The sequence below is a fragment of the Streptomyces sp. NPDC060198 genome (genome assembly GCF_042728415.1).
In the GTDB taxonomy this organism is placed as follows: domain Bacteria; phylum Actinomycetota; class Actinomycetes; order Streptomycetales; family Streptomycetaceae; genus Streptomyces.
Window position 1 is genome coordinate 1 of record NZ_JBHWZJ010000316.1, and the last position, 8,043, is coordinate 8,043.

Genomic DNA, 8,043 nt, shown 5'->3' on the forward strand with positions numbered 1-8,043 from the left:
GCCGGTCAGTCGCCGGCCCCGCCGCCGCGCACCGGTTCCCAGTCGGCCGGCTCGCCCCAGAACGCCTCGTCCTCGAACTCCCGGGTGCCCATCGGCGCCAGTACGAACACGTCCGGCGCCCCGTCGAGCACGCCGCCCGAGGGATCGTCCGCGCCGTCCTGGCGCACGACGTCCCGGTCCGGCATCACGATGTCCCGCACGACCAGGGCGACGAGGTAGAGGGTGCCCAGCAGGTGCAGGACGATGGCGAGCTGGTAGCCGTCCTGCGGCAGCCCCTGGTGCTTGTCGCCGCTGCTCGTGTACGCGAGGTACATCCAGATGCCGAGGAAGTACAGCACCTCGCACGCCTGCCAGATCAGGAAGTCACGCCACCGCGGACGCGCCAGCGCGGCGAGCGGAATCAGCCAGAGCACGTACTGCGGTGAGTAGACCTTGTTCGTCAGGACGAAGGCCGCCACCACGAGGAACGCGAGCTGGGCGAACCTCGGCCTGCGCCGCCCGACCAGTGCCAAGGACGCGATGCCGAGGCAGCAGAGCCCCATCAGCACCACCGAGGCCACGTTCACGACAGAGGGTTCGATCGGGCGTCCGACGCGCTGCGTGATGATCAGCCAGAACGACCCGAAGTCGATGCCGCGTTCCCTGCTGAACGCGTAGAACTTGTTCCACCCGTCGAAGGCGTACAGCATCACCGGCAGGTTCACCACCAGCCAGGCGACCGCGGCCGAGAAGGCGGCGACGAGGAACGGCCGCCACTTCCCCGCGCGCCAGCAGAGCACCAGGAGCGGTCCGAGCAGCAGGGCGGGATACAGCTTCGCCGCCGTCGCCAGTCCGATCAGGACACCGAACGCCACCGCCCTCCCGCGCGACCACATCAGCATCGCCGCGGCGGTCAGGGCGACGGCCAGCAGGTCCCAGTTGATCGTGGCGGTGAGCGCGAAGGCGGGCGCCAGAGCGACCAGCAGCCCGTCCCAGGGGCGGCGTCGGTGGGTGCGCGCGACGCACACGACCGCCACCACCGCGCAGATCATCAGCAGGCCGGCGTTGACGAGCCAGTACATCTGCTCGCGCTGCTGCATCGGATCGCTGTCCGGGGTGAGCGTGAGCCAGGAGGCGACCTGCATGAACAACCCGGTCAGGACCGGGTATTCGAGGTACTGCATGTCGCCGCCGAGCCGGTCGAAGTACGGCAGCAGCCCGTCCGCGAAGCCCCGGCCGACGAAGAGGTGGGGGATGTCGGAGTAGCAGGCATGGGTGTACTGCGAGCTGGTGCCTCTGAACCACGCCCAGTTGTAACAGGGGAGCTTCTGCACCATGCCGAGCGCGAACATCCCGATCGCCACCAGGGCGACCACCCGCACGGCCGTCAGCGCTCCGCCGCCGAACCGTGCGAACCGGCCCGCCGGTCCGCCGATCAACCCGGCGCCGGCGGCGGCGATCTCGTCCCGTCGGGTGGGTGCGACGGGACGCTCCTGGTCCTCGCTGGTCTCATCTGCGCTTGGCATGCGCCACATCCTGCCGTACCGGGCTGTGCGGGAGACGGGAGACCGCCGGACACGACGGAGGGCCGCCCGCACCTGGCTGGGTGCAAACGGCCCTCGTACACGGCCCGGGCGCGGGCCCGACAGCGGTTTCGGCTATCCGCCGCCTCCGCCCGTGGTGATGAACCCGGTGGAGCCGTTGGAACTGTTGCCGTTGCCGTTGCCATTACCGGTGGAGCTGGAGTCCGTGCCCTCGGTATCGCTGCCGTCCGTCGTACCGGCGGTGTCGCTGCCGTCCGTCGTACCGGTCGTGTCCGTGCCGCTGTCCGTCCCCGTGCCGGTCGCCGCTTCCGGGGCGCAGGTGTTCCAGCCCCAGGTGGTGCAGGTGTCGCTGGGCGAGGGGGTGGGCGACATGGTCGACGGCGTCGGCTCCACCGTGGGCTTCTCGGACGGCGTGGGCGACGCGCTGCTGGGGGTCGGCGAGGGGGTCGGGCTGGGGCTCGCGCCGCCGCCGTAGACCTTCTCACCGACGGGCTCGGGCTTGGGGAAGTCCACGACCTTCGTGCCCTTCACCGCGCCGACCATGTAGTCGTGCCAGATCTGTGCGGGGAACGACGCACCGTGGATCTTGTCCTCCCCGGCGGTGCCGAACATGCTCTGGAACTCGCGGTCCTTGTGCTTCTCGTCGTCGTCCAGCCGGAACATGCTGACGGCGGTGGAGATCTGCGGGGTGTAGCCCACGAACCAGGCCGACATGTTCTCGTCCGTGGTACCCGTCTTGCCCGCCACGGACCGGCCGGGAAGCTGCGCGGAGGTACCGGTGCCCTGCTCGACGACGTTCTTCAGCACGTCGGTGACGTTGTCGGCGATGGCGGAGTCGAAGGCGGTCCTGGTCGCCTTCGCGTGCTGGTAGACGACCTCGCCCCCCTGCTTGACCTCGGTGACCGAGTAGGGATCGTTCTGCCTGCCGCTGGTGGCGAACGTGGCGTACGCACCGGCCATACGGATCGCGCTGGGCGAGGAGGTGCCGATCGAGAACGACGGGACCTTGTAGTCGGCCATGTAGTTGTCGTCGCGCAGGCCCGCCGCGATGGCGGCTTCCTTCACCTTGTCCGTACCGACGTCCATACCGAGCTGGACGAAGGGCGAGTTGATCGACTCCTGCATGGCGTACCGCAGGTCCACATCACCGTAGGAGGTGTGGTCGTCGTTGGTCTGGAGCCACTGCTCGCCCTTCTTGTTCTCCCAGGGCGTGCCCGTGTAGTCGTTGATCTTCAACTCGTTGTCGCCGTTGTAGATGCTCTTGGGCGAGACCGGGGTGCGCTCGGACTCGCTCTGCTGCTCGCCCAGGTCCGGGTCCCGCTTGCCGTACTCCATGGCGGCCGTCAGCACGAACGGCTTGAACGTAGAGCCGACCTGCGCGCCCGTGGCGTCGGCGTTGTTGGTGTAGTGCTTGGTGGCGTCCTGCCCGCCGTAGATGGCGAGGATGGCACCGGTGGCCGTGTCGACCGAGGCGCCGCCGAACTGGACGTACGTGTCCTTCGTCGGACGCTTCTTGGGGTCGATCCTCTCGTCGTAGACCCGCTTCACCGCGGTGTTGAGCTGCTGGACCTTCTTCTTGTCGAAGGTCGTGTGGATCTCGAAGCCACCCTGCGCGAGGATGTCGGCGTCGATGTTGGCCTTGTTGTTGGCCAGGAAGTACTTCTTGGCCAGGTCCACCAGGTAACCGGTCTGGCCGCTGAGCTGAGCGCTCTTCTTCGGCTCCACCGGCATCGGGAACTTCGTGTACTTGGCCCGCTCCGCCGCGCTGAGGTGGCCGTCCTTGACCTCCTCGTCGAGGATCCAGCTCCAGCGCTCCGTGGCGCGGGTCAGGTTCTTCTGGGCTGTCGCCTCCACCGGGTCCACCTCGGGGGCCCCGGCCGGGTCGTAGTAGCTGGCGCCCTTGAGCAGAGTGGCCAGGAAGGCGCACTCGCTCGGGTTCAGTTCGGCGGCGTCCTTGCCGTAGTACGTGCGTGCCGCGGCCTGAAGCCCGGAGGCGCCCCGGCCGTAGTAGGAGACGTTGAGGTACCCCGCCATCACTTCGCTCTTCTTCATCTTGCTGCCCACCTTGAGCGTGATGAAGAGTTCCTTGAACTTGCGGCTGACCGTCTGCTCCTGCGTGAGCATCGAGTTCTTCACGAACTGCTGGGTGATGGTCGACCCGCCCTGGGTCTCACCGCCCTTGGCCATGTTGAACAAGGCTCGCGCGATACCCATGGGGTCGATGCCGTGGTCCGTGGCGAACGACTTGTTCTCGGCCGAGATGACGGCGTTGCGCATGGCCGCCGGGATCTGTGCGTAGCTGATCTCCTGGCGGTTCACCTCGCCACCGGTCGCGACCATCTGCGAGCCGTCGGCCCAGTAGTAGACGTTGTTCTGCGCCTTGGCCGCCTGGCTGACGTCGGGTGTCTGCACCAACGCGTACGAGACCCCCGCGATACCCATGAGGAGACCGAGGAAGCTCAGGCAGAGGCCGGAGACCAGCTTCCACGACGGCACCCAGCGCTTGAATCCGTACTTGCCGTAGCGGGGATAGTCGATGATCCGCCGCTTGCTCGGCCGTCCGTCCCCCCGGCCCCGCCCGGGGCCGCCCTCGGAACCCCCGCCGCGACGTCGGCCACCTCCTCCGCCGCCCGGGCCTCCGGAGTCGGCTCCCTCGGCCCCGCGCCGCCGACCGCCACGCTGGGCGGCACGACGCGCTTCGGCGCGGCCACCTGGCGGCCGCTCTTCGGGATACGAGCCGGAAGGTGACTCGTTCGTCACCCTGTGTGATGATTCCGTGCGGCGTCCTGCTGACTGCGGCGCGGCTCGTCGGGCCGCGGCACGCCCCCCGTCTTGCGGTTGAGGCGTTTTACGACGGTGCTCGCTCATCGAACGACTACTCCTCGGGCAGGCGAGAGCGCCTGGAAGCGGCAGGTGAGATCCGGTCCCCCCGAATTGCGGACAGGCCCTGCGGAAGGCTCACCCGCAGTACATCCGGCAGTCCGCGAAGACTGACGCACGAAGGCGCCTCGCGGTTCCCGGTGATCTGCATGCCGGACAGACTACGCACGGTCAAAACCCATCTAGGGCCGAACTTCACCCCAAATGACGCAAGTCGCTTGCTACGAATTAGTGATGTGACGCCGTTCACGAAGGCAGCCCTTGTCGAACCCTGCGGACCGATCTATCGTGCTGATGTATCGAGTCGATACATCAGGGCGACATAAGTACACCGGTCGAACGTCACGGGACCATCCGACAGCGGAGGAGGCGAAGATGAGCAGACGCTCCGGCATCCTCGAATTCGCTGTCCTCGGACTGCTCCGCGAGTCCCCGATGCACGGCTATGAGCTGCGCAAACGCCTCAACACCTCGCTGGGCATCTTCCGCGCGTTCAGCTACGGCACCCTCTATCCCTGTCTCAAGACGCTGGTCGCCAGCGGCTGGTTGATCGAGGAGCCGAGCACCGCCCCGGCCGATCTCGCGACGCCCGCTTCTTCACTCGCGGGGCGCAGGGCGAAGATCGTGTACCGATTGACGTCGGAGGGCAAGGAGCACTTCGAGGAGCTGCTCTCGCACACCGGCCCGGACGCCTGGGAGGACGAGCACTTCGCCGCTCGCTTCGCCTTCTTCGGCCAGACGGAACGCGATGTGCGCATGCGCGTCCTGGAAGGCCGGCGCAGCAGGCTGGAAGAGCGCCTGGAGAAGATGAGCGCCTCTCTCGCCCGCACCCGTGAACGACTCGACGACTACACACTTGAGCTGCAGCGACACGGCATGGAGTCCGTGGAGCGCGAAGTGCGCTGGCTGAACGAGCTCATCGAGAGCGAGCGCTCGGGACGGGACCGGCGACGGTCCGCACCCGAGGGCTCCCCTCAGCAGGACACAGCAGAGGAAACGGGCGGCCTGCCCCGGCGCCGGGCTGACACCCCGCCGGATCCGTCCGATGACACCGCCTGACGGAGTTCCCGCACATCGCGGGCGCCTCCGTCAGGACCACCATTACACACAGGGAGCAACCGGAATGGGTTCGGTTCGCGTAGCCATCGTCGGCGTGGGCAACTGCGCCGCCTCACTGGTGCAGGGCGTCGAGTTCTACAAGGACGCCGATCCGGCCGGCAAGGTGCCCGGTCTGATGCACGTCCAGTTCGGCGACTACCACGTCGGCGACGTCGAGTTCGTCGCCGCCTTCGACGTCGACGCGAAGAAGGTCGGCCTCGACCTCGCGGACGCCATCGGTGCCAGCGAGAACAACACCATCAAGATCGCGGACGTGCCCACCACCGGCATCACCGTCCAGCGCGGCCACACCCACGACGGTCTGGGCAAGTACTACCGCGAGACGATCGAGGAGTCCGCCGAGGCCCCCGTGGACATCGTCCAGGTCCTCAAGGACAAGCAGGTCGACGTTCTCGTCTGCTACCTCCCCGTCGGTTCCGAGGTCGCGGCGAAGTTCTACGCCCAGTGCGCCATCGACGCCAAGGTCGCGTTCGTCAACGCCCTCCCGGTCTTCATCGCCGGCACCAAGGAGTGGGCTGACAAGTTCACCGAGGCCGGTGTCCCGATCGTCGGCGACGACATCAAGTCGCAGGTCGGCGCGACCATCACGCACCGCGTGATGGCGAAGCTCTTCGAGGACCGGGGCGTCGTCCTGGACCGCACGATGCAGCTGAACGTCGGCGGCAACATGGACTTCAAGAACATGCTCGAGCGTGAGCGCCTGGAGTCCAAGAAGATCTCGAAGACGCAGGCCGTCACCTCGCAGATCCGTGACCGCGAGCTCGGTGCCGACAACGTCCACATCGGTCCTTCGGACTACGTGGCGTGGCTGGACGACCGCAAGTGGGCGTACGTCCGCCTCGAAGGCCGCGCCTTCGGTGACGTCCCGCTGAACCTCGAGTACAAGCTCGAGGTGTGGGACTCCCCGAACTCGGCCGGTGTCATCATCGACGCCGTCCGTGCCGCGAAGATCGCCCTGGACCGGGGCATCGGTGGCCCGATCCTCTCCGCTTCCTCGTACTTCATGAAGTCCCCGCCGGTCCAGTACTTCGACGACGAGGCCCGCGAGAACGTCGAGAAGTTCATCGCCGGCGAGGTCGAGCGCTGATCCGGCCGAACCGCCGTCGGCACCGCCCGTGAGCAGGTGCGGTAACGCCCCCTCACACGCCTGACGTCCAAGGTCCTCGAGCCCCCGCGCTCGGGGACCTTCGTCGTATGTGACCCTTGCTCACATGGCTGTCGCGCGTGATCTGCGCATACTCCTGCGCCTTCGGAATTTCCGTCGCCTCCTCGCCGTGCGGCTTCTCTCCCAGGCGGCGGACGGCGTGTACCAGGTCGCGCTGGCCGCGCACGTCGTCTTCTCCCCCGAGAAGCAAGCGTCGGCCGGCGCCATCGCCTCGGCCATGGCGGTTCTGCTCCTTCCCTACTCCCTGGTCGGACCGTTCGCCGGCGTCCTGCTGGACCGCTGGCCGCGCCGCCAGGTATTCCTCCATGGGAACCTGCTCAGAGCCGCCCTCGCCTGCTGTACCGCGCTGCTCATCCTCGGCTCGGTGCCCGAGTGGCTCTTCTACGCGTCGGCGCTCTGCGTCACGGCGGTCAACCGCTTCGTCCTCGCCGGGCTTTCCGCCGCCCTGCCACGCGTCGTGGACACCGACCGGCTCGTGCTCGCCAACTCGCTCTCTCCGACCGCCGGAACACTGGCGGCCACGGCCGGCGGCGGACTCGCCTTCGCTGTCCGCCTGCTGGCCGACGGCTCCGACGCCGCGGTGGTCCTGCTCGGCGCTCTGCTCTATCTGTTCTCGGCCCTGGTCTCCCTGACCCTGCCCCCGAAGCTGCTGGGACCTGACACCCAGGAGAGCGTGTTGCGCCTGCGCGCGGCGATGGGCGTCACCGCACGAGGGCTCGTCGCGGGGATGCGGCATCTGGTGGACCGCAAGGACGCGGGCCGTGCGCTGATGGCCATGACGGTTCTCCGCTTCTGTTACGGGGCTCTGACCGTCATGGTGCTCATGCTCTGCCGCTACACCTGGTCGGACGACGAGTCCGAGGGGCTGGCGCTGCTCGGTCTGGCGCTGGGAATCTCCGGGGCGGGGTTCTTCGTCGCCGCGGTCGTGACGCCCTGGGCCGTCGGCCGGTTCGGCCGGTACGGATGGATCGTCGTCTGCGCGGGGGCCGCTGCCGTCCTGGAACCAGCCCTGGGCCTGGCCTTCACCCTCGCGCCGATGATGGTCGCGGCGTTCGTGCTGGGCGTGGCGACTCAGGGCTCCAAAATCGCGACGGACACGGTGGTACAGACGTCGGTGGCCGACGCGTACCGAGGGCGTGTCTTCTCCCTCTACGACGTTCTCTTCAACGTGGCGTTCGTGAGTGCGGCGGGCGTCTCCGCACTCGTCCTGCCGGCGGACGGCAGGTCCGTCCTCGTGGTGACCGGAGTGGCGGTGCTGTACGCGTCCGTCGCCGTGACGATGTTCCGGTGGCGGCACACTGCCGCCCCCGCCCGCTGACCCAGCGCGTCCAGCTCTCGTTTCACGTGAAACATCAC

At 67.9% G+C, this 8,043-nt stretch carries 5 protein-coding genes; 3 read left to right on the forward strand and 2 right to left on the reverse strand.

Going from position 1 to position 8,043, the window contains the following annotated elements:
• Nucleotides 1-5 precede the first annotated feature (5 nt).
• Both ACFWEP_RS27685 and ACFWEP_RS27690 read right to left on the reverse strand, forming a co-directional pair.
• Nucleotides 6-1,505, reverse strand: a complete 1,500-nt coding sequence (locus ACFWEP_RS27685) for a glycosyltransferase family 87 protein (RefSeq protein WP_387373940.1) — start codon at nt 1,503-1,505, stop codon at nt 6-8.
• A gap of 132 nt (nt 1,506-1,637) precedes the next feature.
• Nucleotides 1,638-4,391, reverse strand: coding sequence for a transglycosylase domain-containing protein (locus tag ACFWEP_RS27690; RefSeq protein WP_387373942.1), 2,754 nt, complete (start codon nt 4,389-4,391; stop codon nt 1,638-1,640).
• 387 nt (nt 4,392-4,778) lie between these two features.
• Between ACFWEP_RS27690 and ACFWEP_RS27695 the strand changes: the two genes are divergently transcribed.
• The 3 genes from ACFWEP_RS27695 (at nt 4,779) to ACFWEP_RS27705 (ending at nt 8,005) form a co-directional block, all read left to right on the forward strand.
• Nucleotides 4,779-5,462 carry a PadR family transcriptional regulator gene (locus ACFWEP_RS27695; protein ID WP_387373943.1) on the forward strand — a complete coding sequence of 228 codons (684 nt, stop codon included), beginning with the start codon at nt 4,779-4,781 and terminating at the stop codon, nt 5,460-5,462.
• Nucleotides 5,463-5,526: 64 nt separating this feature from the next.
• Nucleotides 5,527-6,609, forward strand: a complete 1,083-nt coding sequence (locus ACFWEP_RS27700; protein WP_387373945.1) for an inositol-3-phosphate synthase — start codon at nt 5,527-5,529, stop codon at nt 6,607-6,609.
• A 124-nt stretch (nt 6,610-6,733) separates the two neighbouring features.
• Complete coding sequence (locus tag ACFWEP_RS27705) at nt 6,734-8,005, forward strand: MFS transporter (protein ID WP_387373947.1); 1,272 nt, start codon at nt 6,734-6,736, stop codon at nt 8,003-8,005.
• Nucleotides 8,006-8,043: the final 38 nt, after the last annotated feature.

What these genes read in the sequence shown, in the direction of transcription:
- ACFWEP_RS27685 (WP_387373940.1), bottom strand. Translation starts at nt 1,505, where the DNA reads ATGCCAAGCGCAGATGAGACCAGCGAGGACCAGGAGCGTCCCGTCGCA.
- ACFWEP_RS27690 (WP_387373942.1), bottom strand. Translation starts at nt 4,391, where the DNA reads ATGAGCGAGCACCGTCGTAAAACGCCTCAACCGCAAGACGGGGGGCGT.
- ACFWEP_RS27695 (WP_387373943.1), top strand. Translation starts at nt 4,779, where the DNA reads ATGAGCAGACGCTCCGGCATCCTCGAATTCGCTGTCCTCGGACTGCTC.
- ACFWEP_RS27700 (WP_387373945.1), top strand. Translation starts at nt 5,527, where the DNA reads ATGGGTTCGGTTCGCGTAGCCATCGTCGGCGTGGGCAACTGCGCCGCC.
- ACFWEP_RS27705 (WP_387373947.1), top strand. Translation starts at nt 6,734, where the DNA reads ATGGCTGTCGCGCGTGATCTGCGCATACTCCTGCGCCTTCGGAATTTC.